Source organism: Georgenia sp. Z1491 (assembly GCF_057652395.1).
Genome location: NZ_CM172729.1, coordinates 2,481,498 through 2,504,834 on the forward strand (window position 1 = coordinate 2,481,498; position 23,337 = coordinate 2,504,834).

The following is a 23,337-nucleotide window of genomic DNA, read 5'->3' on the forward strand; positions in this document are numbered from 1 at the left end:
GCGATCGGCCGGCGAGCGCTGGCGGGCCGGGCGGTAGTCGCCGGCGCGCGGCTCCCAGGACCTCAGGCCGAAGGACGCACGAGGGCGCGCAGGTGCGCCGACCCGCCGTCGAGCTCGGCCCACGGGCCGGGGACGTCGAGCACGCACGCCGTGGCCGTCGGCACGCCGAGGGAGACCTGCAGGGCGAGGGAGTCGTTGCGTTCGTCGTGCAGGAACGCGGCGAGCGAGGAGATCGTCGGCTCGTGGCCGACCACGAGGAGCACGCCCGGGTCACCGTCCGTGTCCCGCACGAGGTCGAGCAGGCCGCGGGCGGCGTACTGGTAGATCTCCGGGACGTCGCGGCGCTCACGGACCTCGGCGCCCTGCGCCAGCAGCGTGGCGGTGCTCGCCGCGCGGGCGGCGGTGGAGACGAGTGCGACGTCGATCGCGCCCACCTGGTCCGCCAGCAGCGGGCCGAGCGCGCGCGCCTGACGCTCACCGCGCCCCGAGAGCTCGCGCGAGGCGTCACCGGCCCTGCCGATCTGGGCTGCCTTCGCGTGCCTGAGGAGGACGAGCGTCCTCGACATCACTGGCCCATGGCGTGCACGCCGCCGTCCGCGTGCACGATCTCGCCGGTGGTGGCGGGCAGCCAGTCCGAGCACAGCGCCAGCACGGTGCGGGCCGTCGGTCCGGCGTCGGTGTTGTCCCAGCCGAGCGGTGCGCGCGCGTCCCAGGTCGACTCCATCTGATCGAAGCCGGGGATCGAGGTCGCGGCGGTGGTGCGGACGGGGCCGGCCGCGACGAGGTTGACGCGGATGCCGTCCGGGCCGAGGTCCCGCGCGAGGTAGCGGGCGGTGGACTCGAACGCCGCCTTGGCCACGCCCATCCAGTCGTAGACCGGCCACGCGTAGGAGGCGTCGAACGTGAGGCCGACGACGGCGGAGCCCGGGCCCATGAGGGGCTTCGCCGCGACCGCGAGCGACTTCAGCGAGAACGCCGAGACCTCCAGCGCGGTGGCGACGTCGGGCCACTGGCCGCTGAGGAAGTTGCCGCCCATGACCGACTGGGGGGCGAAGCCGATGGAGTGGACCACGGCGTCGAGATGGTCCACGTGCTCGCGCACGCGGCCCTCCAGCGCCTCGAGGTCTCCCGCGTCCGTGACGTCGAGCTGGACCACCGGCGCCTCGGTGGGCAGGCGCCGGGAGGTCACCTCGGTGAGCCGCATCTGCCGGCCGAAGGAGGTCAGCACCACCTGGGCACCCTGCTCCTGTGCGAGCCGAGCCACGTGGAAGGCGATGGAGTTGTTCTTCAGCACGCCGGTGACGAGCACCGTCCTGCCCTCCAGCAGTCCCATGAGTCCTCTTCTCTGTGTCTTTCGTTCGGGGGGATCCGCGCCGCCGGCGCGAGGGTGGGTCGGGGTCAGTGCCCCATGCCGAGACCGCCGTCGACGGGGATGACGGCGCCCGAGACGTAGGCCGCGGACGGCGAGGCGAGGAACTCGACGACGCCCGCGACGTCGTCGATCTCGCCGAACCGTCCGGCGGGGATGGCGCCGAGGTAGGTCTCCTGCTGCGCCTCGGGCAGCACGCGGGTCATCTCGGTGTCGATGAAGCCCGGCGCCACGACGTTCGCGGTGATCGACCGCTTACCGAGCTCGCGGGTGATGGAGCGCGCCATCCCGACGAGCCCGGCCTTGGCGGCGGAGTAGTTGACCTGCCCCGGTCCGCCGTACATGCCGATGACCGACGAGATGAGCACGATCCGGCCGCGGCGCAGGCGGATCATGCCCTTCGAGGCGCGGCGGGCCACCCGGAAGGCGCCGCCGAGGTTCGTCTGCAGGACGGTGTCGAAGTCGTCGTCGCTCATCCGCATGAGCAGCTGGTCGCGGGTGACACCCGCGTTGGCCACGACCACCTCGACCGGGCCGTGCGCCTCCTCCGCGGCGGCGAAGGCGGCGTCGACGTCGTCGGAGCTCGCCACGTCGCCCGCGAGGGCGAGCGTCCCCTCGGGCCCGCGGCCGGACCGGGAGAGCACCGCGACCTTGTCGCCGAGGTCGACGAAACGCCGCGCGATCGCCTCCCCGATGCCCTGGGAGGCCCCGGTGACGAGGATGCTGCGCGGCTCGTACCCGTTGGTCGCGGTCACGTCATCTCCCCGATGCTTGGCGTACGCACGCGGGCCACGCTAGCCGATCGACCCCGACGGTCCCGACAGCGGTCCGGCCGGCAGGCCTGTCCCGGCCGTCCACCCCCCGTCGGTCCGACGGCCTGACCCCTCCGGCCGACCGCCCGTCCCGTCCGGCCGACCGCCCCGTCCGGCCGACCGCCCCGTCCCGTCCGGCGGACCGCCCGTCCCGTCCACCCGTCGGCGCCGCGGCCACCCGCCGCCGGCCCGGCGTAGCCTGGTGGGATGACCAGGGTCCGGCGCACCGATGCCGCACCCGCGACGCACGTCTCGAAGCGCCTGCGGGGCGGCCGCCGCGCCGAGTCCGTCTCCATCACGGCCGCCGCACCGTCCCTGCACGACGACCTCGGCGGGCGGATGCGCCGCTACTGGCTGCTCATGGGGCTGCGGGTCGCGTTCCTCGCCTCGATGGCCGTCGTGCCGCGCCAGTGGTGGTGGCTGTGCATCGTCTGCGCGCTCACCGCACCGCTGCTCGCCGTCCTCGTCGCCAACGCCGGCCGGGAGGGTGGCGGCCCGACCCCCGCCGAGCACGCGGGTCAAGGCCTCGTGCGCCTGGGCGCTCCGGACGACGGCCCGGAGCAGACCGGCGAGCCCCGACGTCGGCCGACCTACCACGTGCGTCCCGGGGAGTTCCTGCGATGAGCGGAGGCGGGAGGGCCGACGCCCCGGGCGCCGGCCGCTGGGCGTTCCTGCGCACGCCGCGCTGGCTGGGGCTCATGGCGATGAGCGTGCTCGCGGCCCTGGCGTGCGTGTGGCTCGGCACCTGGCAGCTCGACCGGCACGAGGAGAAGGTGGACCGGCGCGACGCCGTCGAGCAGGCCGAGGCCACGCCCGCCGTGGAGGCCGAGGACCTGCTCGGCGACCTCCTGGTCGACGGGTCCGACACGTGGCGGTACGTCACCGTGACCGGCGAGTGGGTCGACGGCACGACGCTCGGGCTGCGCAACCGGCCCGTGGACGGCACCCCCGCGGTCCACGTCGTCGACCTGCTCGCCACCGAGCTCGACGGGCGCGACGTCGTCGTGCCGGTCGACCGCGGGTGGGTGCCGTCGGAGATCTCGATGTCGCCGGCGGACCTCCCGCGCCCCGCCGACGGGGAGGTGACGGTGACGCTCCGCCTGCGTCCGGCGGAGGGGCCGAGCGACCGGGAGCCCGCAGCGGGGTGGCTCTACGCGATCGAGGAGGACGCGCTGCGGACCTCGCTGGATGCGCTGCCCGACCCCCCGCCGCCGGTCCGGGAGCTCGCGGAGGGGGGCGGCGTCGTCCTCGCCGGGTACGGCGAGCTGCTCGACGCCGACCCGGCGCCGCCCACGGAGCTCCGCGCGCTCCCCGCGCCGGACGTCTCGCTGCGCAACCACCTCAGCTACGCGTTCCAGTGGTGGATCTTCGCGATCGGCGCGCTCCTCATCGTGCCGCTGCTGGCGCGCCGCGAGGTGGACGAGGCCGACGAGGAGCTGCTCGCGGGGACGCCCTACGCGCGCGGTGGCGAGCTCTCGTCGCGGCCGGGGAGGAAGGTCTCCGACGCCGAGGAGGAGGACGCGCTCCTCGACGCCGCGCGATAGTTCCGGCGCGGGCCCGGCCGGACCGTCGGGCGCCGTGTGTGACCGCGCGCCTACGACTCGACGGCCTCGGCGTCAGGCACACGTGCCGCGACCTCGCGGTCGAACCGGTCGAGGACGATGTCGACGAGGCGAGGATCGGGCCCGAGGGGCGCGGTGACGACGTCACCCCCGGCCTCCGCGACGCGGTCGTAGAAGAACCCGGGCGCGAGCAGGTAGGCGAGCACGACCACCCGGCGGCCACCCGACCGGGCGTCCCGCACGGCGCCCGCCACGCTCGGCGTCGCGATCGCCCCGTAGCCCACGCTCACGGGGCCCGCGTGCCTCCTGCCGACCTCGCGGACGAGCGCGTCGACGTCGCGGGCCGCCTCGGGTCGGCTCGACCCCGCGGCGGCGACCACGATCGCGTCTCCGGGCCGGGCGCCGGCCTCCGCGATGCGGTCGAGTGCGATCTCGACGAGACGGGGATCCGGGCCGAGCGCGGGCGCGGCGGCAGCGCGACCGGCCCAGTTCGGCCGCGCACGCACCGCCTCCGACACGTCGACGTTCACGTGGTACCCGCCCGACAGGAGCAGGGGGACCACGACCGCGTCCATGGCCGGCACGCGGCCCCGCGCCGGAGACCCGACGGACATGGCGGGGGTGGAGGCCGCGACGGGCGCGACGACGTCGCGCACCACGTCCGAGACCTCGGGGCGCTGGACGTCGACGAACGCCTCGCGAACCGCGAGGCCGGGGCGCGCGGATCGCACGCCCGAGAGGATCGCGCGGATCGCCGCACGGCCGGCCGGGTCGCTCGTGCCGTGCGAACACCCGATGAGAACGGTGGACGTCATGCCATCTCCAGGGTGTAGCCACGTTTGACGACGGTCGAGATGAGCCCAGGGGCGGCGAGCGCCTCGCGGAGGCGCGCGATCGCGACCTCCGCCGCATGAGCGCTCGTCGCGGCCGGGAGGGCCTCGAGCAGTGCGGCCCGGTCGACGGTCCGGCCGCCGTGGGCGATGAGCAGCCGGAGCAGCTCCCGCCCGCCGGAGGTCAGGGGCACCAGCTCGCCGGAGAGGACGGCGCCGCCCGACCGCACCTCGAGCGGACCGGCGATCGTGGCGGCCGCACGGGGCGAGGGCGGGGAGAAGTGGGCGACGAGGCCGCGGATCAGTGCTCCGAGTCGGCCGCGGTCGGGGATCAAGGGCGTGATGCCGCGGGCCCTCAGCGGACCGGCGGTCACCTCCCCCACGGCGGCCGCCACGAGGTCGCCGCTCGCGTACCGGGCCTCGACCGCCTCCCAGGTCGGCAGCCGTTCGGCGGTGGAGAGCCAGGCCTCGGCCCCCGGCGCGGAGGTGAAGACCACGGCGTCGACGTCGCCGCTCGCCGCGGCGTGCGCGGAGTCCTCCAGGGCTCGCGGGTCGGGCGAGGGGCCCCACCGGTACACGGCCAGCAGGACCACCTCGGCTCCCGCGGCGGCGAGGGCCGCGTCCAGCCCGTCGGCCCCGGCGCCGTGCAGCTGGACGGCGATCCTCAGGCCCGCCACCCCCTCCCGCGTGAGGACCTCCGTGATCTCGGCCGAGGTCTCCGACTCGGTGACCCAGTCGGGCGTCAGTCCCGCCGCCTGGATCGCTCCTCGCGCCTTCGGCCCGCGCGCGATCAGCCTCGTGGACGAGAGCACTGCGGTGAGCCGGCCCGCCAGCCCGTGCGCGTCGGCAGCCTCCAGCCAGGCCCGGAATCCGATGCCGGTCGTGACGACCACGACGTCCGGCGGTCGCGCCACGAGCCTTTCCGTGGCGGCGCGGAGCTCGTCGTCGTCCCAGGTGGGGATCATCGACAGGGCGGCGGCGTGGCGCACGTCGGCGCCCCGGCGCCCGAGTGCCGCCGCGAGGTCGTTCGCCCGGCGGTCCGCGGTCACGACGATCGTGCAGCCGGCGAGCACGGGGCCGAGCTCGGGCCGGCTCATCCGGCGGCCTCCGACTCCGCGACGAGCTCGGGTCGCCCGGCTGCCCGCGACTCCTCGAGTGTCGCGACGGCATCGCCGAGGACGATGAGGGCGGGCGAGGTGACGCCCGCCGCCGCAGCCCGCGCGGCGATGTCCTGAAGGGGCGCCCTGGTGACGCGCTGGTCGACCATCGAGGCGCGTTCCACGACGGCGACCGGGAGCCCCGGGTCCGCCCCCGCGGTGAGGGCCTGTCCGGCGATCCGGCCGAGTGCCGCAACCCCCATGAGGACGACGACGGTCGCGGTCCTCTCCCTCAGGCACGTGAGCGTCGATGGCTCCAGGCCGTCGTGCCCTGCGACGACGTGGACGGCCCCGACCACGCCACGGTGCGTGAGGGGAATCCCCGCCAGCGCCGGTCCGCTCCATGCGCTCGACAGCCCCGGGACCACCTCGACGTCGATGCCCGCGGCCCGGCAGGCCCGAACCTCCTCGCCACCGCGGCCGAACACGAACGGGTCCCCGCCCTTCAGCCGAACGACGCTGCGGCCCGCGCGCGCGTGCTCGACGAGCAGCGCGTTGATCTCCTCCTGGGGCACCGCGTGCCGGCCGGGCTCCTTCCCGACGTCGATGACCTCGACGTCCGGGGGCAGCTCGTCGATCACGGCGACCGGCCCCAGCCGATCGACGACGACGTCTGCCTCCGCGAGCGCCCGTCGGCCGCGGACGGTCAGGAGGTCGACCGCCCCCGGACCCCCACCGACGAGCGTCACCCTCCCGGGCCCGGACCGGCGTCGTCGTTGGTCGACTCCGGACCGGAGCCGGTCGGCGAGGACATCCCTGACGGCGGCCACCCTCCGCGGATCCGAGCTCCCGTCGCTGACGACGCCCACCACGAGGTCGCCGCTGCGCGCGAGGGCGGGAGTTCGCGCCGTCCCTGCGGAGGCGTCGTCGGCGACGATGCACCAGACGCGGCGGCGTTCGGCCGAGCGGGCGATCATCCGGTTGACCTCGCTGTCGTCGGTCGCGGCGAGCACGAGCCACGCCCCGTCGAGGTCCTCCTCGCGTGCGTCCCGGTCGGTCCAACGGCCGGAGACCTCGAGGAGCTCACGCATCTCCGGGACCGTCCACGGCGACACGACGTGGACCCGCGCGCCCGCATCCGACCACGCTCGTGCGCGGCGGGCGGCGACGCGACCGCCGCCGACGACGAGCACGTCGCGGCCCCTGAGGTCGATTCCCAGCAGTGACGTCACGTGACCCTCCGTTCGACGGGTTCCCCGACGTGGACGGCGCCGCCGTCGACCCGGATGCTCCACGCGATCAGGTGGGGCGAGGCGCCCGGGACCGGCAGGGAGCCGAGATCGTCGATGCACTCGCCGGTCTCCAGGTCGAAGACCTGCTTGTACATCGGGGAGGCGACCGTGATGCGGCCGCCGCGGTTGCCCACGACGCCTCGGGACATGACGTTCGCACCGGAGAAGGGGTCGCGCTGCTGGACCGCGAGCACGGTGTCCCCCGCCAGCCGGAACAGCGCGACCTGCTCCCCGTCGACCAGCGCGGCGGCCCCGCGCTCGGGCAGCAGGTCGTCCAGGGTGCACACGCGGATCACAGCGCCGCCCCCTGCCGGTCGTTCGCCGTCGCGGGCCGGATCTGCCCCCGCTCGGTGACATACGCGAGCGTGGGGTCCGCGACGTCCGGCGCGTTGACGAACGACCCGAACCGGCGCAGCTTCTCGGGGTCGTCGAGGACCTCCCGCCATTCGTCGGCGTAGTTCTCGACGTGCCGTGCCATGGCGGCGTCCAGGTCGGCCCCGATCCCGAGGGAGTCCTCGAGGACGACCGCCCGGATCGCCTCCAGCCCGCCCTCGTGCTCCTCGAGCCAGGCCGCCGTCCGCTGGAGCCGGTCGGCCGTGCGGATGTAGTACATGAGGAATCGGTCGATCGTGCGGATGAGGGCGGCGTCGTCGAGGTCCTCGGCGAGCAGCTGGGCGTGCCGCGGGGTGAATCCGCCGTTCCCACCGACGTAGACGTTCCAGCCCTTGTCGGTGGCGATGACTCCGACGTCCTTCCCGCGCGCCTCCGCGCACTCGCGGGCGCATCCCGAGACCCCGAGCTTGATCTTGTGCGGCGAGCGCAGCCCGCGGTAGCGCAGCTCGAGCTCGACCGCCATGCCCACGGAGTCCTGGACCCCGAAGCGGCACCATGTGGAGCCGACGCAGGACTTCACGGTACGCAGGGACTTGCCGTACGCGTGGCCGGACTCCATGCCGTGGTCGACGAGTCGCCGCCAGATGTGGGGCAGCTGCTCGATGCGCGCGCCGAACATGTCGATCCGCTGCCCGCCGGTGATCTTCGTGTACAGCCCGAAGTCCATCGCCACCTCGCCGATCACGACGAGCTGCTCCGGTGTCACCTCCCCCCCGGGGATGCGGGGAACGACCGAGTAGGTGCCGTCCTTCTGCATGTTGGCCAGGACGTGGTCGTTCGTGTCCTGCAGGCCGGCCTGATCGCCGGACAGGATGTGGCCGTTGCCCTGCGAGGCGAGGATGGAGGCGGCGACGGGCTTGCAGATGTCGCAGCCTCGTGCCCCGGGGGCGCCGAAGCGGGCAAGGATGTCGGAGAACGTGTGCAGGTCCGCCACGCGGACGGCGTCGTAGAGCTGGACGCGCGACATCTCGAAGTGCTCGCACAGGGCGCCGGAGACCTCGAGGCCCGCGCGGGCGAGCTCCGCCGACGTGATCTTCTTGACGAGCGGCAGGCACGAGCCGCAGCTCGTGCCGGCCCGGGTGCACTCCTTGACGCCGGCCAGGTCCGTGCACCCGTGCTCGGTGACGGCGGACCGGATCTCGCCGGCCGTCACGTTGTTGCAGGAGCACACCGCCGCCTCGGCGGGCAGGTCGAGACTCACCGCGCCGCCGCCCTCGGGGGCGAGGAGCTGCCCGGGGTCCGCCGGCAGCTCCGTGCCGAGCAGCGGCCGCAGCGTGGCGTAGGGGCCGGCGTCCCCGACGAACACGCCGCCGAGCAGGGTGCGGGCGTCGTCCGAGACGACGAGCTTGGCGTAGGTGCCGGCGACCGGGTTCGCGTGCACGACCTCCATCGCGCGCTCGGTGGTCGCGAACGCGTCCCCGAAGCTCGCCACGTCGACGCCCTGGAGCTTGAGCTTGGTGGCCGTGTCCGCGCCGGGATAGGTCGCCCGACCGCCCAGGAGCCGATCCACGACGACCTCGGCCATCGCGTATCCCGGCGCCACCAGACCCACGCAGCCGCCGTCGTCGACGTTCGCCACGTCGCCGACGGCCCAGACGTGCGGGTCCGTCGTCCGGCACGTCTCGTCGACGACGACGCCGCCCCGCGTGCCGACGTCGAGGCCCGCCGCGCGGGCGAGCCCGTCCCGGGGCCGGTTCCCGGTGGCGAACACGACGACATCGGCGTCGAGCCGGCCATCGGCGAGCTCGACGTGGCCGACCGCGCCCGTGCGGCGCGATTCGCGCAGGCGTGTCGTTCTCGCGTCGACCCGCACGGCTATTCCCATGCCCTGCAGGATCCGCTTCAGCGCCTCGCCGCCGCCGAGGTCGATCTGCGCGTTCATGAGATGAGTGCCACTCTGCAGGACCGTCGCCTGGGCGCCGAGGGCGGTGAGCGCCCCGGCGGCCTCGAGCCCGAGCAGCCCGCCCCCGATGACGGCCCCGCGCACGGGGCGTTGCCAGCCCCGGGCGACCGGGGCCCCGTCCCGCGCGGCCTCCGTCCACCCCCGAAGCGCCGCCACGTCGTCGAGCCCGCGGTACACGAACACGCCCGGCAGGTCGGCCCCGGGGATCGGGGGGACGGCCGCCGCGGCTCCGGTGGCGAGGACGAGCTCGTCGTAGGGGTGCACGCGGCCGAGCCGGTCCGTGACCGTTCGCCGTTCCCGGTCGATCTCGACGACCGCGCAGTCGCGCCTGAGGGTGACGCGCTCGTCCTCCCACAGGTGGTCGTCGCCGAGCTCCAGGTCCCTGGGGTCGCGGCCGGAGAAGTAGCTCGTCAGCTGGACGCGGTCGTACGGTCGTCTCGGCTCCTCGGCGAAGACGCTCACCGCCCACCGACCGGCCTCGTCGCGGGAGCGCAGGGCCTCGACGAAGCGGTGGGCGACCATTCCACCGCCGATGACGACGACGTGGCGGGGCATATCAGACCTCCTCGGTGACGAGCACCGGCGAGCGGGTCCGCTCGGGCGCCACGGCGGTCGTGCTCATGGGTGCCCGGGAAGCGGCGGGCGCGGGTGCGGGCAGGACGTCCAGCCCGTCCGTCGGCTCGGTGGCATGGTTCGTCGGCGCCCGCCCGTAGAGCAGGACCAGGGGGGCGACGGAGAACAGCAGTCCCCCGACGAGGTTCCCGAGCAGGGTGGGGATCTCGTTCCAGACGAGGTAGTCGCTGAGCGTGAAGTCGCCGCCGAGCAGGAGCCCCGAGGGGAAGAGGAACATGTTGACGATGGAATGCTCGAAGCCCATGAAGAAGAACAGCGCGATCGGCAGCCACATCGCGACGACCTTGCCGAGCAGGTCCTTCGCCATCATCGCGCCGATGACGCCGGTGGAGACCATCCAGTTGCACATCATCGCGCGGACGAAGAGCGTGAGCATGCCGGCGCCGCCGTGCTCGGAGTAGCCGACGGTCCGCCCGTGGCCGATGTCGCCGATCGCCTCACCGACCTCGTTCGGCGGCACGGCGAAGCCGTACGTGACGACGATGCCCATGAGGACCGCGACCATGAGCGCGCCGATGAGGTTGCCGACGAAGACCAGTCCCCAGTTGCGCAGCACGGCGCGGGCGGTGATGCCGCGTGTCCGGTCCAGCCAGGCGATCGGGCCGAGCACGAGCACCCCGGTCAGCAGGTCGTAGCCCAGCAGGTAGAGCAGGACGAATCCGATCGGGAACAGCAGGGCACCGAGCAACGAGCTGCCGGTCATCACCGTGACGGTGACGGCGAACGCGGCACCCAGGCTGAGGAACGCGCCGCCCATCACGGCTTTGACGACCGTGTCGGACGTCCTCATCCTGATCTTCGACTCGCCGGCGTCCGCCAGCGAGACGATCAGTTCAGCAGGTCTTACGTACGACATCCGAACGCCTCCACAGTCTCCCGGACGGTCCGAGGTGGTCTGGAGGCTATGGAGGGCAGGTTTCGCCCGTGTCACGGACGATCGACGGCGCGTTACGGAGTGCGCTCAGACCCGACCGCCGTCCGGTGAGGCCGCCGCTCGGCGCGCGGGCGCCGCGCCCGTTGCGGCGCGCGCGGGCCGTGCCCGCCTACGCGAGCGTGACGAGCTCGAGGTAGTCGGCCGACCACAGGTCCTCGTCGCCGTCGGGCAGGAGCAGCACCCGCTCCGGGCCGAGGGACTCCACGGCGCCCTCGTCGTGGGTGACGAGGACGACGGCGCCCGTGAACGTCGACAGCGCGCCGAGGATCTCCTCCCGGGAGGCGGGGTCGAGGTTGTTCGTGGGCTCGTCGAGCAGGAGGACGTTCGCCGAGGAGACGACGAGGACCGCGAGCGCGAGCCGGGTCTTCTCCCCGCCGGACAGGACGCCGGCCGGCTTGTCGGCGTCGGACCCGGAGAACAGGAACGAGCCGAGCACCGAGCGGACCTGGGTGTCGGTGAGGTCGGGCGCGGAGCTGCGCAGGTTCTCCACCACGGTCCGGTCCGTGTCGAGGGTCTCGTGCTCCTGCGCGTAGTAGCCGATCTTCAGGCCGTGCCCGGGCACCACCTGGCCCGTGTCCGGCTGCTCGACGCCGCCGAGGATGCGCAGCAGCGTCGTCTTGCCGGCGCCGTTGAGGCCGAGGATGACGACCTTGGAGCCGCGGTCGATCGCCAGGTCGACGCCCGCGAACACCTCGAGCGACCCGTAGGACTTCGACAGGTCCTTCGCCGTGAGCGGGGTCCGCCCGCACGGCGCGGGGTCCGGGAACCGCAGGGCGGCGACCCGGTCCTTCGCCCGGGTGGCCTCGAGGCCGGAGGTGAGTCGCTCGGCGCGGCGGATCATGTTCTGCGCGGCGACGGCCTTGGTGGCCTTGGCGCGCATCTTGTCGGCCTGGGCCAGCAGGGTGGACGCCTTCTTCTCGGCGTTGGCACGCTCGCGGCGACGACGCTTCTCGTCGACCTCCCGCTGCCTGAGGTAGGCGTCCCAGCCGAGGTTGTAGATGTCGAGCTCGCCGCGGTTCGCGTCGAGGTGCCACACGGTGTTGACCGTGTCGCGCAGCAGCTCGACGTCGTGGGAGATGACGACGAACCCGCCCTGGTAGCTCTTGAGGTGCTCGCGCAGCCAGACGATCGAGTCGTGGTCGAGATGGTTGGTCGGCTCGTCGAGCAGGAGCGTGTCCGCGCCGGAGAAGAGGATGCGGGCGAGCTCGACGCGGCGCCGCTGCCCGCCGGACAGGGTGTGCAGGGGCTGGTCGAGGATGCGGGTGGGCAGAGCGAGCGCCGACGTCATGGCGGCGGCCTCGGACTCCGCGGCCCAGCCCCCGAGGGCCTCGAACTCGGCGTCGAGCCGGACGTACCGCTCGGTGGCCTTCGCGGCCCGGTCGGGGTTGTCGAGGTCGCCCATCTCGCGCTCGGCCTTGCGGAGGCGGCCGAGCAGGGTGTCGATGCCGCGGGCGGAGAGCACGCGGTCCCGCGCGAGGACGTCGAGGTCGCCGGTGCGGGGGTCCTGCGGCAGGTAGCCGACGGTTCCCCCGCGGGTGATGTCGCCGGTGTGGACGATGGTCTCGCTCGTGGCCCCGGCGTCGGCCAGGATCTTCGTCAGCGTGGTCTTGCCGGCGCCGTTGCGGCCGACGAGGCCGATCTTCATGCCGGTGTCGATGCGGAAGGTCGCCGAGTGGAGGAGCTCGCGGGCGCCGATGGACACCGAGACGTCTCGGGCGGTGATCATGGGGGCCTTTCGTGGTGCGGGCGTGCCGGCGGAGGTCCTGATCGAGCGCGACGTGCCGGACGCATGGCCGCAGACCATCGTAACGGCGGGCTCCACCGGATATCGGTCGGTCCCTGTTCCGTGCGGCACCCCCGACCCGCCCCCTCGGTGACGTCAGGGGTCAGGCGTGCTGCATCCCGGAGCACGAGCGCTCGCGCGCAGCGGCCGTCTCGAGCTGGATCGTCGCGTGGTCGAAGGACACCGGGAAGTGCTCGCGCACGCACTCCCGGATGCTCTGCAGGATCTCGGGCGCGTGGCCGGAGACGAAGCAGTGGTCGTCGACGACGACGTGCGCCGAGATCACCGGCATGCCCGTGCCGATCTCGGAGGCGTGCAGGTCGTGGACCTCGCGCACGTGCTCCAGGGCGACCAGGTGGGTGCGCACGTCGTCGAGGTCGACGCCCCGCGGCGTGTACTCCAGCAGCACCCGGCCGGTGTCCCGCACGATCCGGAACGCCCGCGGCACGATGAGGGCGACGATGAACAGCCCGGCGATCGCGTCGGCCCGGTCGAACCCGGTGGTGCGCACGACGACCGCGGCCACGATGACGGCCACCGAGCCCAGCGCGTCGTTGAGCACCTCGAGGAACGCGGCCCGCATGTTGTGGTTGGCGGCGCGCCCACCCATCAGCACCGCGAGCGCGGCCAGGTTCGCCGCGAGCCCGACGACGCCGAACACCACCAGCTCGGTGGCCGCCACCTCGGTGGGCTCGAGCAGGCGGCGCACGGCCTCGATGGCCGCGTAGACGCCCACGGCGAGCAGGAGGACCGCCTGCCCGAGGGCCGCGACGACCTCCACGCGGGCGAACCCCCAGGTCCGCATCTTCGTCGTCGGCCGCGCCATCAGCGTTGCCGCGACGACGGCCACCGCGAGCCCGACGCTGTCCGCCACCGCGTGGGCGGTGTCCGTGAGCAGCGCGAGGCTGCCCGTGACCACGCTGCCGACGAGCTGGACGACCACGATGCCGGCCGTGAGCACGAGCGCGACGACGAGGCGGCGCCGCAGGGCCGGGTCGGCGGCCGCGGCGGCCGAGGCGATGCCGTGGTCGTGGCCCTGGTCGCGGTCGCGCTCGCCGGGCGCGCGCACGCCGTCCCCCCGGGCCCGGCTCACGACGCCACCCCCGACCCGACCTCCGCCCCGGACGCCTCGCGGTCGGGCGCGGTGTCACCCGGGCTCCTGTCGTCCGGGCTCCCGTCGGGGGTCCCGTCGTCGGTCGTCGCGTGGTTCGCGTCGTCGTCGTGGGTGTGGTCCGCCAGCGTGCGCGCCGCGCCCGAGGCGGAGAGCAGGCGCTCGGCGCTCGCGAGCAGATCCTCCAGCGAGCCCGGGTCGCTGATCGAGAACCACGACGCGCGCCCCTCGGCCCGCACCGTGACGAGGCCGCAGTCGCGCAGGCACGCGAGGTGCTTGCTCACGGTGGACTGCGCGAGGTGCATGTGCTCGACGAGGTCCCGCACGCGATGCTCCCCGCTGCGCAGGTGCGTGAGGAGGGCGAGCCGCGCGGGCTCGGCCAGGGCGTGGAAGAGGGCGGCGTGCGCGCCGACCCCCGCACCATTCATCGTCATATGGCGATGATACCGCTGAGGGGCGATGAAAGCCATGCCCGGGCTCGCTGCCGTCGGACCGACGTGCTGGTTGAGGTCGCCGGCCGTGCGATCCCACCGGCCGTGTCGGACACCGACGGCGCGCCGGTCGGGCCGCCCCCCGCTACTGTTCGGAGGTTCGCTCGGCCCGGACGGGGAGGTCCCGCCCGGTGGTAGGTGCGACGACGGGAAGGAGCCCGCGATGACGTTCCGGGACTCGGCGAGCGGCAGCGGTGGTGGCGAGGGCGTCCGGCGGCGCGGTCGTGGCCGCGGCGGCACCGTGGCGGCCGGTGGCGGCGGGCTGGCGATCGTCGCGCTGGTCGTCTACCTCCTCACCGGCCAGGACCTCGGCGGCGTCATCGGCGGCGGCGGGGGTGACGGCGGCGCGGCCCCGGCCGAGGAGGAGACGCTCGGCGAGTGCACGGGCGCGGACGCGAACACCGACGTCGACTGCCGGATGGTCCTCACCTGGGGCTCCCTGCACGACGTCTGGGAGGTCACCCTCCCGGAACAGGCCGACATCGACCACCGTCGCCCCGAGTTCGTGCTGTTCGAGCAGAGCGTGGACACGGGCTGCGGGGGCGCGACGTCCGCCGTCGGGCCGTTCTACTGCCCGCCCGACGAGAGCGCGTACATCGACACCGGGTTCTTCGACCAGCTCGAGACGCAGCTCGGTGCGGAGAACGCGCCGCTCGCGCAGATGTACATCCTCGCCCACGAGTACGGCCACCACGTGCAGAACGAGACCGGCGTGATGGCGACGGCGAACCGCACGGACACCGGCCCGCAGTCCGACGGCGTGCGCCTCGAGCTGCAGGCCGACTGCTACGCGGGCATGTGGGTCAACCACGCCTCCCGCGTCCCGCAGGAGGAGACCGGCGAGCCCATGCTCGTCGAGCCGACACGGGAGGAGATCCAGGACGCCCTCGACGCCGCCTCGGCTGTCGGTGACGACCGCATCCAGGCCGGCGCCGGCCAGGAGGTGAACCCGGAGACGTGGTCGCACGGCTCGTCGGAGCAGCGCATGCACTGGTTCACGGTCGGCTACGAGGACGGCACCATGCAGGCCTGCGACACGTTCGCCGTCGACCAGCTCTGAGCCGGCACGCAGGCCCGGTCCGGGCCCGCGGGATCGCGCGTGACGGAACCTCGGCCCGTTCGCGCCGGGCCCGTTCGCGCCGGGCCCGTCCGCACCCGCACGACGACGAGGGACACCCGGCTCGCGGGTGCCCCTCGTGCGTGCGCTGCGGCTGAGCGGTGCTACTGGATCGGCTCCAGCGCGCCGACGATGTCCGTGACGTCCATGCGCGTCGAGCCCGCCGGGTCGTCGCCGGTGCCCGGCCCGGTGGAGACGACGGTGCTCCCGGCAATATCGACGGTGCTGCCCGTCGTCGAGGAGAGGGTCTCGATGTCGCCGGCGAACGTGTCGTAGAGGTAGGTCGCCTGAGGCCCCTCCTCCGGCCGGCCGACACCGATCACGACGGCGCCCGACTCGACGTCCACGTCGGCGGCGTCCTCGGTGACGACCTCACGGAGCGTGTCGGACGCCTCGTCGTAGACGTACACGAGGTGCTCACCCGCGCTCGTGACGGAGAAGACGATCTGGACCGTGTCGGGCGCGACCGGGTGGTCGGACACGGCGATGTCCGTCACCGACCCGCCGGGCAGATCGACCTCGAGGAGCTCCTGCGGGTCCTCGGCGTCCGGCCGATCACCGACCGCCATGATGCTGATGTTGCCGTCATCGTTCCTCGTGGTCCACGCCGTGTGCGAGGGGCTCGAGTCCACCTCCATGGCCGGCCCCAGGTTGAGCGGCTCGACGAACACATCCGGGTCGGCGATCCACAGGTCCAGGTGGCCGACCTCGCTCATCGGGTAGGTGAGGAAGGCGACCTGGCCGTCGTGGGCAGCCACGTTCTCGGTGTCGGGCAGATAGGTGTCGTCGACCGACAGTTCGGTCGAGTCCACGAGCGTGCGGGTCTCGCCGGTGCTCGGGTCGTGCTCGACGTAGCTCCAGCCCTCCTCGGCCCGCACCCCATCGATGTCGGAGCGCGGCCCCAGGGCGAACGTCAGCACACCGTCATCGCCGACGTGCATCGGCCCGGACGGGTACTGCTCGGTGCCGGAGCCCGCCGGCAGGTCCACCTGCGCGTACTCGCCACCGGAGCCGGTCGCGATCTCCGCCTCGCTCACCTCACCCGCCTCCGGGTCGAAGGTGCGCTGGACGAGCGCCGCGTCGCTGCTCTCGCCCTCGGGCGGGAGCTGCCACTCGTAGGTGCCGAACGGGTCGGCCGTGGGGGCGATCCCGGTGACCGGGGAGTCCGGGCCCCCGGTGACCGCCGCGAAGTGCTGCTCGGGCTGGAGGGCGGGAAGCGACTGGTCGGCCGTCTGGCTCCCAGTGACACCGACCTCGGCACCCGCACCGTTGGTGAAGGTGATGCCGACCGCAGGGCCGGCGCCGCTCACGCCGTCGTCCGGAGCGGCGGAGCCGTCGTCGGGCGAGGTGGAGTCGCTCTCGGCGGGCGGCGCGGTCTGTCCGGAGCCGTCACCCGGGTCGGTGTCACCGTCCGGCGCGGGCGCCTGGGAGCCAGTTCCCGGAGTGTCCTGGGCGTCGGGCGCGGGTGCGGCGCCGTCGTCCTCCCCGGCGACGGGCGGCCCGTCCGCCGGGACGTCCTGGCCGGCGCAGGCGCCGAGGCCGAGGACGACCGCGGCGCCGAACGGCAGTGCGACGAGTCGGTGGAGGGTCGGGCGGCGGTCGGTCGATCGGATCGCGCGGCTCATGGTGTCCCCCTTGCGTCGATCGCGTCGCCGATCGGCCACGCCGGTGCTCGGCCACCTCGGTGATGGCCACGTCCACGACGCTAGGAACCGGCTGAGGGGGTGTGCAGGGTCACGTCGGGATAGTTCTGGGGGCGGGACAACTCCCCTGCCGCTGGTCCAGGACCAGCCCATACATCGATATGCCGCAGCGCCGTGCGGCTTTCGCCGGGTGCTCCCCCTGCTCGCGACGACCGCTCGTGCGGGCGGGGGGACCTCACCCCGTGCCCGCGTCGACTCAGGACCCGGTCCAGGCCAGCCGGTCGTCACCGGGCTCGCCGGCGCCGACGTCGGCGAGCAGCGTCGGGCCCGAGGCGCGGATGCCCGTGTACGCGGTGCCGGACCCGCCGCCCAGGACCTCGCCGGACGCGAGATCCACCGAGAACAGGCCCCCGCCGCTCGGCGGGCCCGGCTGCCCGTCCCCGGCGTCGTCGACGGTCGCCAGCGTCCCCCACAGGCGGCCGTCGGCGACGACCGCACTCACCGACGCCCCGGTCGGCCCGACCGACCCGGTCCACGCGGCCTCGGCGATCGAGAGCACGACGGTGCCCAGCGTCTCCGGCGACGCACCGTCCGAGACCGCGACGCTCACGTAGCCGTCGGCGGCGCGCAGCAGGCCCGACGGGTCGGCGGCGTCGGTGCCCACGGTCGCGAGGACCTCGGGCGAGGGCGAGCCGAGGTCGACGGTGACGACCTCCAGGCCCGCGTCGACCGGCACGGCCGCGACGAGGGTGGAGCCGTCGACGTCCCACGAACCTGGGCGTCCGTCGACGGGCAGCTCGACGGGCTCGCCGCCCTCGGGCACGTGGTGCACGGCCCCCTCGCCGCCCATGACGACGACGCCGTCGGGCGTGGCACGCAGGTCCGTCGGCTCCGCGACCGTGCCGTCGGCGGAGGAGACGAGCTCGACGGCGGTGCCCGCCCCCTCGTCGAGGCGCATGACCCGCCAGCCGTCGTCGGCGAAGGCGAGCCAGGCGATCCCCCCGGTCTCGGCGTCGACGTCGGTGCTGCGCGCGCTCGCCGTGCCGATGTCCGTGTCGTCCTGAAGGACGTAGGCGATCTCCTCGGCCTCGCCGCCCTGCTGCTCGCGGACGAGCGTGTGGTCGAGGTCCTCCTCGGTGCCCGTGACGTGCCAGGCGACGACGCTGCCGTCGGGGGCGGGCGCCACGTCCGTGCGGCGGGCCCCGGCCTCGGTCTCGGCCGGCAGCTCCCAGGCGGCCTCGGGCAGCTCGCCGCCCTCGGGCACGTCGGCCGTCCAGCCCGCGGTGAGCTCATGGCCGTCCGCGGCGGTGACGGTGAGAGCCGCCCCCGCCCCGGCGGGCGCGCCGTCCGTCGGCGTGTCGATGTTCGCGTCCGCGGTGCCGCTCTCGCCGGGCGCCGCGGTGTTCCCGCCCTCGGCATCGGCCTCGGGCGGGGCCACCGACTCGCGCTCGGGCTCGACGCCCGAGTCCGCCGCCGAGTCCTCGTCCCCCGGCCCGCAGGCGCCGAGCACGAGGGCGGGGACCAGGACGAGAGCGAGGGCCGCCGCGGCCCGCGCGCGTCGCGCGCGACGCCCGGCGGGACCCGTCACGGTGGTCGTACCCGTCGAGGATGTCGTGCCCCTGGAGGAGGTCGTGCCCCGCACGGTGGTCGTGGTCGTCCTGCGCACGTCACTCCTCATCGGTGAATGTCGGGCCGTGGTGTGCCCAGTGTCGCCCGTCCGGGCGCCGCGGTGCACACGGGAGCCGGGGACCAGGACCCGACGGCGGCGCCGCGTCGCCGGTGGACGCCTCCGGTCGTACGTGCACCGGCACGTCGTCGATCGGCCGACGTCGTTCAGTCGACCCAGACGAGCGCCGGTCGCGGGTGGACAGGGATGACCACGTTCGCCACGACCGCTGTTCCGTTGGCCGCGAGACTATTCACGGGGAAGTCGGAACGGGCGAGCGTCGTCCCGTCCACCAGGTCCACGGAGTAGAGCCCGGACACGGCGGCCGCCTCGTCGTCGCCCGCGGCGACCCAGAGGTGCTCGCCGGCCACCACACCGCCTCCGAGCGGGGAGTCGGCGACGACCCCGCCCACGAACCGGCCGTCATCGAGCGAGAGGATCAGCAGCCCGGAGACCGACTCGTCGGCGGGCTCGGACCTGACGTCCTCGACCAGGACCACGACATGGTCCTGGTCACGGCGAGGGACTGGACGGCCACCGCGTCGGGGACGGCGAGTGTGGCGATCGTGCGCGGTTCGGCCTCGGAGTCGGTGACGTCGAGCGCCATCACGTCGAGACCCTCCGCGCCGCCGTCCTGGAGCGCGACGACGTGTCCCGAACCCGCATCCCATGCGCTGGCCGTAGAGAGCTGGAACGGCAGCTCGCTCGGCGGCTCGCCAGGACGGACGACGTGCCCGCCGGCCTCCGGGTCGTAGTCCGCGACGACGAGCACGCCCTCGGTCAGCCAGATGCGGGTGGCCTCGATCCCCGTGCCCTCGTAGGCGACGACCTCGGCGGCGACCTCCGCGCCCGGCTCCAACGACATGACGCGCCAGGACCCGGAGCCGTCGGTCGCGCGCGCGAGCCAGGCGATGCTCCCGGACGCATCGGCAGCGTCGTCGACCACGGTCTGCTCGGGGTCCGCCACCCCGATGTCGGTCTCCCCCTCGAGCTCGTAGACCAGGTGCTCGGTGGTGCCGTCCGACCGGTGACGGAACAGGTTCCAGGAACCCTGGCCGGTGGAGCCCACGTCCCAGCCCACCACGGCGCCGTCGGGCGCAAGGGCGCGCGCGTGGGGTGCCTCGCCGGACCGGCCGCCCGGGACGAGCTCCCAGGCGCCGGGCAGCGGCTCGTCCGAGGCGGCGGCGAGCGAAGCCACCCAGCCCGGCGTCTGCTCGATGCCGGCCGTGTCCAGCACCCGCACCTCGTGCACATCACCCCGCACCCAGCCGCTCGAAGTTCCGTCCGTGCGCCCGTCGCCGGCGGATCCGCCGGTGTCTGACGGGGCCTCGGGCGCCTCGCTCGCCGACTCGGTCGGTCGTGCGCCGTCGGAGACTGTGGGCGACTCGAGCGGGCCGGATGGGGACGACGACGACCCGGACCGGGACCCGGCCGGATCGTCGTCGCCACCACCGCACGAGCCGAGCAGAAGGGCGGCGGCGAGGCCGGCGGCGGCCGCGCGGAGTCCCGTGACCGCCCTGCTGGTGGTGGTCGTCCTACGCACGTCGCTCCTCGTCGAGGTCCGTCCGGTCGATACCTGCGCATTCTCGCCCGGACCCGGGATCCGCGCACGGGAGGACACGGGGAGTCGACCCATGGGCACGACGACGGGCCGGCACCCGGGTGGGTGCCGGCCCGTGCCGCACTCTCGACGAACCCCGACCGAACGCTCGGCGACGGGGGCGGGTCGTGTCAGACGTTGAAGCCGAGCGCGCGCAGCTGGTCGCGGCCCTCGCCCGTGATCTTGTCCGGGCCCCACGGCGGCAGCCACACCCAGTTGATGCGGTGCTCCGTGACGAGCCCGTCGAGCGCCATCGCGGTCTGGTCCTCGATGACGTCGGTCAGCGGGCAGGCCGCCGAGGTGAGCGTCATGTCGATGCTCGCGTGGTTCGACTGGTCCACGGTGATCCCGTAGACGAGGCCGAGGTCGACCACGTTGATACCGAGCTCGGGGTCGATGACGTCGCGCATCGCCTCCTCGACGTCGGCGGCGAGCGTCGCGGTCGGCCCGGCCGGGGCCGGCGCCGCCATCTCGCCCGTGTAGGTCTGCCCCTGTGTGGTGCCCGGGGCGTCGGTCGTCTCGCTCATGCGTCCTCCTGGGTCAGTGCCTGGGCGAGCGCGTCCCGCAGAGCCATCCAGCCGAGCAGGGCGCACTTGATACGTGCGTGGAACTTGGCCACCCCGACGAACGCCGTCGCGTCGCCGAGCCGGTCGGACCGTTCGTCGTCGAGGTCCTCGCCCCGGTTGTGCATGAGCTCCCGGAACGTCTCGTGGATCTCGTCGACCGTCCGGACCTCCTCGCCGGTCACGAGGTCGGTGAGCACCGAGATCGAGGCCTGCGAGATGGAGCAGCCGTGGCCGTCCCACCCGACCTGCTCAACGACGGGGGCGCCGTCGTTGTTCCCCAGGCGCACGCGCATCGTCACCTGGTCGCCGCAGGTCGGGTTCACCTGGAACGACTCGCCGTCGAACGGGTCGATGAGGCCGGCGCCGTGCCGCTCGCGCGAGTGGTCGAGGATGACCTGCTGGTAGAGCTGTTCCATCGCGGTCGCCATGTCAGCCTCCCAGTCCGAAGAACGGTCGGACGTCGGTGAGCGCGTCCGCGAACGCGGCCACGTCGTCGGCGCTGGTGTACGGGCCGGCCGACGCGCGCGTGGACGCGTGGACACCGAGGCGCCGGTGGAGCGGCTGCGCGCAGTGGTGGCCCACCCGCACGGCCACGCCGGCGGCGTCGAGCACCTGCCCGACGTCGTGGGGGTGCACCCCGTCGACGTCGAACGCCACGGTCGCGAGCCGGTCGACCTGCTCGTCGGGGCCGAGCAGGCGCACCCCGTCGACGCCGCGCACGGCGTCGAGCAGGAGGGCGGCCATCTCGGCCTCGTGGGCGGCGACCGCGTCCATGCCCAGGTCACCCAGGTACTGGGCGGCCGCGGCCATCCCGACGGCCTGGGCGATCATCTGGGAGCCGGCCTCGAAGCGGGCCGGCGGCGGCATGAAGGTCGTCGACTCCATCTGCACGACCTCGACCATGGACCCGCCCGTGAGGAACGGCGGCATGGCCTCGAGCACCTCGCGGCGGCCGTAGAGGGCCCCCACGCCGGTCGGCCCGAGCATCTTGTGGCTCGAGAAGGCGGCGACGTCGACGCCCAGCGCGGCGAGGTCGACGGACAGGTGCGGGACGGACTGGCAGGCGTCGAGCACCGTGAGGGCGCCGACCTCCTGGGCCCGGGCGATGATCGGCGCGACCGGGTTGATCGCACCGGTGACGTTCTGCGCGTGCGCGAGGGCGACGACCTTCGTGCGGTCGGTGATGACGTCGAGGGTCGACAGGTCGATGCGACCGTCGTCGGTCAGGCCGAGCCAGCGCAGGGTGGCGCCCGTGTGGGCGGCGACCTCCTGCCACGGCACGAGGTTCGCGTGGTGCTCGGCCTCGGTGACGACGATCTCGTCGCCCTCGGACAGGACGAACCGGCTCGACGCCGTCCCGCCGCGGCCGGCGGTCGCGTTGATGAAGGCGTACGCGACGAGGTTGAGGCCCTCGGTGGCGTTCTTCGTCCACACGATCTCTTCCGTGCGGACGCCGACGAACCGAGCCACGGTGGCGCGGGCGTCCTCGTAGAGCTGCGTCGCCTCGTCGGCGAGCTGGTGCGCACCGCGGTGCACGGCCGCGTTCGACCGCTCGTAGAACAGCTCCTCGGCCGCGAGGACGACGCTCGGCTTCTGCGAGGTCGCGCCCGAGTCGAGGTAGACCAGCGGGCGGTCCTCCGCGAGCGTGCGGGCGAGGATCGGGAAGTCGGCGCGGACGGCGGCCAGGTCGTAGCCGTGGCCGACGCCGCGCGCACCCGCCCCGGCAGCGGTGCTGCCGGTGGCGGGTGCGGCGGTGGTGGAGCTCATCGTGGTCGTCAGGCCCCCACCGGGCTGAAGCGGTCGTAGCCCTCGGACTCGAGACGCTCGGCGAGCTCGGGGCCACCCTCCTCGGCTACGCGGCCGTCGACGAAGACGTGGACGAAGTCCGGGGTCACGTACTTGAGGATCCGCGTGTAATGCGTGATGAGCAGGATCCCGGCGCCGATGTCGGCGTGCACGTCGTTGATGCCCTCGGACACCACGCGCAGCGCGTCGACGTCGAGACCGGAGTCCGTCTCGTCGAGGACGGCGAAGCGCGGCCGCAGCAGACCCATCTGGAGGATCTCGTGGCGCTTCTTCTCGCCGCCCGAGAAGCCGGTGTTGACGTCGCGCTGGGCGAAGGCGGGGTCCATGCGCAGGTTCTGCATGGCGCCGCTGACGTCCTTGACCCAGGTGCGCAGCGCGGGGGCCTCGCCGTCGATCGCGGTCTTCGCGGTGCGCAGGAAGTTCGACACCGTGACGCCCGGGACCTCGACCGGGTACTGCATGGCGAGGAACATACCGGCGCGGGCGCGCTCGTCGACGCTCATCTCGAGGATGTTCTCGCCGTCCAGGAGGACCTCGCCCTCGGTGACCGTGTACTTCGGGTGACCGGCGATGGAGTACGCGAGCGTCGACTTGCCGGAGCCGTTCGGGCCCATGACGGCGTGGATCTCGCCGGAGTTGATGGTGAGGTCGACGCCGCGCAGGATCGGCTTCGGGCCGTCCGCGGTCTCGACGGACACGTGGAGGTTCTTGATCTCCAGGGTGGACATG

Annotated in this window: 23 protein-coding genes; 3 read left to right on the forward strand and 20 right to left on the reverse strand. The window is 73.9% G+C overall.

Going from position 1 to position 23,337, the window contains the following annotated elements:
• Window positions 1-62 precede the first annotated feature (62 nt).
• The 3 genes from AC24HA_RS11425 to fabG all read right to left on the reverse strand — a co-directional run bounded on the left by AC24HA_RS11425 (window position 63) and on the right by fabG (window position 2,124).
• Window positions 63-566 carry a SixA phosphatase family protein gene (locus AC24HA_RS11425; RefSeq protein ID WP_425709679.1) on the reverse strand — a complete coding sequence of 168 codons (504 nt, stop codon included), beginning with the start codon at window positions 564-566 and terminating at the stop codon, window positions 63-65.
• Window positions 566-1,333, reverse strand: coding sequence for an enoyl-ACP reductase FabI (fabI, locus tag AC24HA_RS11430; RefSeq protein WP_425709680.1), 768 nt, complete (start codon window positions 1,331-1,333; stop codon window positions 566-568). Before fabI ends, AC24HA_RS11425 begins: the two co-directional genes overlap by 1 nt.
• Before the next feature lie 65 nt (window positions 1,334-1,398).
• Window positions 1,399-2,124, reverse strand: a complete 726-nt coding sequence (gene fabG, locus AC24HA_RS11435; protein WP_425709681.1) for a 3-oxoacyl-ACP reductase FabG — start codon at window positions 2,122-2,124, stop codon at window positions 1,399-1,401.
• A gap of 264 nt (window positions 2,125-2,388) precedes the next feature.
• Between fabG and AC24HA_RS11440 the strand changes: the two genes are divergently transcribed.
• Together AC24HA_RS11440 and AC24HA_RS11445 are read left to right on the forward strand one after the other, a co-directional pair.
• A complete protein-coding gene (locus tag AC24HA_RS11440; RefSeq protein WP_425709682.1) occupies window positions 2,389-2,805 on the forward strand; it encodes a DUF3099 domain-containing protein in 417 nt (138 codons plus the stop codon).
• Window positions 2,802-3,725, forward strand: a complete 924-nt coding sequence (locus tag AC24HA_RS11445) for an SURF1 family protein (RefSeq protein ID WP_425709683.1) — start codon at window positions 2,802-2,804, stop codon at window positions 3,723-3,725. The genes AC24HA_RS11440 and AC24HA_RS11445 overlap by 4 nt, the downstream gene beginning before the upstream one ends.
• A 50-nt stretch (window positions 3,726-3,775) precedes the next feature.
• On the opposite strand, the gene AC24HA_RS11450 is transcribed toward AC24HA_RS11445, so the two are convergent.
• From AC24HA_RS11450 to AC24HA_RS11490, 9 genes are all read right to left on the reverse strand, one after another.
• Window positions 3,776-4,558, reverse strand: a complete 783-nt coding sequence (locus AC24HA_RS11450) for a sirohydrochlorin chelatase (protein ID WP_425709684.1) — start codon at window positions 4,556-4,558, stop codon at window positions 3,776-3,778.
• On the reverse strand, window positions 4,555-5,670 hold the full coding sequence (locus AC24HA_RS11455) for a uroporphyrinogen-III synthase (protein WP_425709685.1): 1,116 nt from the start codon (window positions 5,668-5,670) through the stop codon (window positions 4,555-4,557). Before AC24HA_RS11455 ends, AC24HA_RS11450 begins: the two co-directional genes overlap by 4 nt.
• Window positions 5,667-6,902: a uroporphyrinogen-III C-methyltransferase gene (cobA, locus tag AC24HA_RS11460; RefSeq protein WP_425709686.1), complete on the reverse strand. Its 1,236-nt coding sequence runs from the start codon at window positions 6,900-6,902 to the stop codon at window positions 5,667-5,669. The genes AC24HA_RS11455 and cobA overlap by 4 nt, the downstream gene beginning before the upstream one ends.
• The gene (gene nirD / locus AC24HA_RS11465) at window positions 6,899-7,249 is read right to left on the reverse strand and encodes a nitrite reductase small subunit NirD (RefSeq protein WP_425709687.1); all 351 of its coding nucleotides are present in this window, start codon (window positions 7,247-7,249) and stop codon (window positions 6,899-6,901) included. The genes cobA and nirD overlap by 4 nt, the downstream gene beginning before the upstream one ends.
• Before the next feature lie 5 nt (window positions 7,250-7,254).
• Window positions 7,255-9,813, reverse strand: coding sequence for a nitrite reductase large subunit NirB (gene nirB, locus AC24HA_RS11470; protein WP_425709688.1), 2,559 nt, complete (start codon window positions 9,811-9,813; stop codon window positions 7,255-7,257).
• A 1-nt stretch (window position 9,814) separates the two neighbouring features.
• Window positions 9,815-10,747: a formate/nitrite transporter family protein gene (locus tag AC24HA_RS11475; protein ID WP_425709689.1), complete on the reverse strand. Its 933-nt coding sequence runs from the start codon at window positions 10,745-10,747 to the stop codon at window positions 9,815-9,817.
• A gap of 187 nt (window positions 10,748-10,934) precedes the next feature.
• Complete coding sequence (locus AC24HA_RS11480; RefSeq protein ID WP_425709690.1) at window positions 10,935-12,551, reverse strand: ABC-F family ATP-binding cassette domain-containing protein; 1,617 nt, start codon at window positions 12,549-12,551, stop codon at window positions 10,935-10,937.
• Between the two features lie 160 nt (window positions 12,552-12,711).
• Window positions 12,712-13,701 (reverse strand): cation diffusion facilitator family transporter, encoded by a 990-nt coding sequence (locus tag AC24HA_RS11485; protein ID WP_425709691.1) that lies wholly within the window; start codon window positions 13,699-13,701, stop codon window positions 12,712-12,714.
• A complete protein-coding gene (locus AC24HA_RS11490) occupies window positions 13,698-14,153 on the reverse strand; it encodes an ArsR/SmtB family transcription factor (protein WP_425709692.1) in 456 nt (151 codons plus the stop codon). Before AC24HA_RS11490 ends, AC24HA_RS11485 begins: the two co-directional genes overlap by 4 nt.
• 220 nt (window positions 14,154-14,373) lie before the next feature.
• On the opposite strand from AC24HA_RS11490, the gene ypfJ reads away from it, so the two are divergent.
• Window positions 14,374-15,270, forward strand: a complete 897-nt coding sequence (gene ypfJ, locus AC24HA_RS11495) for a KPN_02809 family neutral zinc metallopeptidase (protein ID WP_425709693.1) — start codon at window positions 14,374-14,376, stop codon at window positions 15,268-15,270.
• Between the two features lie 161 nt (window positions 15,271-15,431).
• Here the strand turns inward: ypfJ and AC24HA_RS11500 are convergent, their stop codons facing one another.
• From AC24HA_RS11500 to sufC, 8 genes are all read right to left on the reverse strand, one after another.
• Window positions 15,432-16,952, reverse strand: coding sequence for a hypothetical protein (locus tag AC24HA_RS11500; protein WP_425709694.1), 1,521 nt, complete (start codon window positions 16,950-16,952; stop codon window positions 15,432-15,434).
• Between the two features lie 274 nt (window positions 16,953-17,226).
• A complete protein-coding gene (locus AC24HA_RS11505) occupies window positions 17,227-18,636 on the reverse strand; it encodes a hypothetical protein (protein ID WP_425709695.1) in 1,410 nt (469 codons plus the stop codon).
• Between the two features lie 167 nt (window positions 18,637-18,803).
• On the reverse strand, window positions 18,804-19,136 hold the full coding sequence (locus AC24HA_RS11510) for a hypothetical protein (RefSeq protein WP_425709696.1): 333 nt from the start codon (window positions 19,134-19,136) through the stop codon (window positions 18,804-18,806).
• The gene (locus tag AC24HA_RS11515; RefSeq protein WP_425709697.1) at window positions 19,076-20,179 is read right to left on the reverse strand and encodes a hypothetical protein; all 1,104 of its coding nucleotides are present in this window, start codon (window positions 20,177-20,179) and stop codon (window positions 19,076-19,078) included. The genes AC24HA_RS11510 and AC24HA_RS11515 overlap by 61 nt, the downstream gene beginning before the upstream one ends.
• A 188-nt stretch (window positions 20,180-20,367) precedes the next feature.
• Window positions 20,368-20,706 (reverse strand): metal-sulfur cluster assembly factor, encoded by a 339-nt coding sequence (locus AC24HA_RS11520; protein ID WP_425709730.1) that lies wholly within the window; start codon window positions 20,704-20,706, stop codon window positions 20,368-20,370.
• Between the two features lie 53 nt (window positions 20,707-20,759).
• Window positions 20,760-21,230 (reverse strand): Fe-S cluster assembly sulfur transfer protein SufU, encoded by a 471-nt coding sequence (gene sufU / locus AC24HA_RS11525; RefSeq protein WP_425709698.1) that lies wholly within the window; start codon window positions 21,228-21,230, stop codon window positions 20,760-20,762.
• A gap of 1 nt (window position 21,231) precedes the next feature.
• Window positions 21,232-22,569, reverse strand: coding sequence for a SufS family cysteine desulfurase (locus AC24HA_RS11530; RefSeq protein ID WP_425709699.1), 1,338 nt, complete (start codon window positions 22,567-22,569; stop codon window positions 21,232-21,234).
• A gap of 8 nt (window positions 22,570-22,577) precedes the next feature.
• Window positions 22,578-23,336 (reverse strand): Fe-S cluster assembly ATPase SufC, encoded by a 759-nt coding sequence (gene sufC, locus AC24HA_RS11535; protein WP_425709700.1) that lies wholly within the window; start codon window positions 23,334-23,336, stop codon window positions 22,578-22,580.
• Window position 23,337: the final 1 nt, after the last annotated feature.

Bases quoted from the DNA above. Each gene is read 5' to 3' on its own strand.
- AC24HA_RS11425 (WP_425709679.1), bottom strand. From the start codon at position 566: ATGTCGAGGACGCTCGTCCTCCTCAGGCACGCGAAGGCAGCCCAGATC.
- fabI (WP_425709680.1), bottom strand. From the start codon at position 1,333: ATGGGACTGCTGGAGGGCAGGACGGTGCTCGTCACCGGCGTGCTGAAG.
- AC24HA_RS11440 (WP_425709682.1), top strand. From the start codon at position 2,389: ATGACCAGGGTCCGGCGCACCGATGCCGCACCCGCGACGCACGTCTCG.
- AC24HA_RS11445 (WP_425709683.1), top strand. From the start codon at position 2,802: ATGAGCGGAGGCGGGAGGGCCGACGCCCCGGGCGCCGGCCGCTGGGCG.
- AC24HA_RS11450 (WP_425709684.1), bottom strand. From the start codon at position 4,558: ATGACGTCCACCGTTCTCATCGGGTGTTCGCACGGCACGAGCGACCCG.
- AC24HA_RS11455 (WP_425709685.1), bottom strand. From the start codon at position 5,670: ATGAGCCGGCCCGAGCTCGGCCCCGTGCTCGCCGGCTGCACGATCGTC.
- nirB (WP_425709688.1), bottom strand. From the start codon at position 9,813: ATGCCCCGCCACGTCGTCGTCATCGGCGGTGGAATGGTCGCCCACCGC.
- AC24HA_RS11475 (WP_425709689.1), bottom strand. From the start codon at position 10,747: ATGTCGTACGTAAGACCTGCTGAACTGATCGTCTCGCTGGCGGACGCC.
- AC24HA_RS11480 (WP_425709690.1), bottom strand. From the start codon at position 12,551: ATGATCACCGCCCGAGACGTCTCGGTGTCCATCGGCGCCCGCGAGCTC.
- AC24HA_RS11490 (WP_425709692.1), bottom strand. From the start codon at position 14,153: ATGACGATGAATGGTGCGGGGGTCGGCGCGCACGCCGCCCTCTTCCAC.
- ypfJ (WP_425709693.1), top strand. From the start codon at position 14,374: ATGACGTTCCGGGACTCGGCGAGCGGCAGCGGTGGTGGCGAGGGCGTC.
- AC24HA_RS11500 (WP_425709694.1), bottom strand. From the start codon at position 16,952: ATGAGCCGCGCGATCCGATCGACCGACCGCCGCCCGACCCTCCACCGA.
- AC24HA_RS11520 (WP_425709730.1), bottom strand. From the start codon at position 20,706: ATGGCGGCGCCGGCCCCGGCCGGGCCGACCGCGACGCTCGCCGCCGAC.
- sufU (WP_425709698.1), bottom strand. From the start codon at position 21,230: ATGGCGACCGCGATGGAACAGCTCTACCAGCAGGTCATCCTCGACCAC.
- AC24HA_RS11530 (WP_425709699.1), bottom strand. From the start codon at position 22,569: ATGAGCTCCACCACCGCCGCACCCGCCACCGGCAGCACCGCTGCCGGG.
- sufC (WP_425709700.1), bottom strand. From the start codon at position 23,336: ATGTCCACCCTGGAGATCAAGAACCTCCACGTGTCCGTCGAGACCGCG.